The organism is Candidatus Propionivibrio aalborgensis, assembly GCF_900089945.1.
Lineage (GTDB): Bacteria > Pseudomonadota > Gammaproteobacteria > Burkholderiales > Rhodocyclaceae > Propionivibrio > Propionivibrio aalborgensis.
The window spans coordinates 1-1,549 of record NZ_FLQY01000026.1; the positions used below are offsets into that span (position 1 = coordinate 1).

The 1,549-nt window shown below is 60.5% G+C and carries 1 protein-coding gene; it reads right to left on the reverse strand.

The genetic code is table 11. The annotated features are described in order from the left end of the window. Positions 1-124: 124 nt before the first annotated feature. Positions 125-1,480, reverse strand: coding sequence for an IS1182 family transposase (locus tag PROAA_RS01730; RefSeq protein WP_186409662.1), 1,356 nt, complete (start codon positions 1,478-1,480; stop codon positions 125-127). Positions 1,481-1,549 lie beyond the last annotated feature (69 nt).

Consider the following 1,549-nt stretch of genomic DNA (forward strand, 5'->3'; position numbering starts at 1 on the left):
CTAGCAGCCTGTCGGACTTAAGTTCATCCGACGGACGCATTTCACGATCCGGGAAGAATCGAAGCGTTTCAGGCTGAAATCAGGGTGTTTTGGCATGGAATCGTGATGCTCCTGTCCTGTTATTTTACTGCGGACGCAATACGGCCATGCGCTTCAAGTTCCACGCGAGGCACACCAGCGTCCATTCGTTCCGCACATTCTCCAGGCCACGCAGCAGAAACTGACGGAAGCCCATCACCGACTTGACGATGCCGAACACCGGTTCCACCGTTTGCTTGCGTAGCGCATAGGTTGCGCGACCACGCTTGGTTTTGAGCGCATGCTTCATCGCATCGACGGGTGAAGCGTCTTCGATCAGCGGCGCCGGCTCGGTGAAACGCTGCCGCCACGCTTGATGGTGTCCATCGCGCTTGACCGCAATCAGCGGCGCCATCTTGGCCGCGACACAGGCCGTGACGTTCTTCTGGCTGAAGTAACCCGTATCCGCCAAGAGGGTTTCCGGCTGATTCAGTCCTTCAGGATGGGCTTGCAGGATCGTAACCATCGGCTCGATCTGTTCCTTGTCGTTGGTGGCCTGGGTGACGTGCGGAACGAGGATCAGCATCGATTCGGTATCAACCACTGCCTGGGCGTTGTAGCACTGCTCGAAGCCGCCGCCCGCCACCTTCATGATCCGCGACTCTTCGTCCGTCAGGTTGATCTGATCGCCCGCACGCGGGCCGGCTGCGGGAGGCGTAGGGGGCTTGCCGCCGGGCTTCTTGCCCGTCGCCGCTTCCTTCTCTGCGCGCGCCGCCATCTTGGCGGCGTACTCCGCTTGCTCCTGTTCGTACCGCGCCTGTGCCCGTGCTTCAATCTTGGCTTTTGCCGTGGCAATCGCCGCCAGACGATCTCCCCGGCGCTTGACCTCGTCGGGCAGACTCACTCCGTCCGGCACCGACGATTGATCCGCCGCTTCCGCCAGCGCCAGCAGTTCCTGCACTTCGGCCTTCAGGTGTGCTTCGATCTTCTCGGCGTGCCCATACGACAGGGCGCTGTACCGGCTGGCGTTGGCGTGAATCTTGGTGCCGTCCAAGCTGACAGTGCCAAAGCGTGAGAGTTGGTTCTCTCTGGCTACTTCCAGCACTTGCACGAAAGCGGACTGAAATTCCTGACCAAAGCGCTTTCTGAAGGTCGCCAGGGTATCGTGGTCAGGATGCCGGTTGCAGGCGATATACCGGAAGGCCAGTGAGTCGAAGGTCGCCCGCTCGATCTTGCGGCTGGAGAACGTACCGGTGGCATAGCCGTAGATCAACAGCGAGAGCAGCGTCGCCGGGTGATACGCCTCGCTACCGCGTCCGGCATAGGCCCGTTCCAGCGCCGACAGGTCCAGTCCTTCCACCACATCGACGACGTAGCGCGCCAGGTGTGCCTCCGGCAACCACTCCTGCACCGAGGGCGGCAGCAGGTAGTCGGTGTCTCGATCTATCGGATGAAAAGCCATGGCGATGTCCGTCTGATTCAATCAGCTATGATTATAGCATAATGCCGGTTAAGCCCGACAGGCTGCTAG

What these genes read in the sequence shown, in the direction of transcription:
- PROAA_RS01730 (WP_186409662.1), bottom strand. Translation starts at nt 1,480, where the DNA reads ATGGCTTTTCATCCGATAGATCGAGACACCGACTACCTGCTGCCGCCC.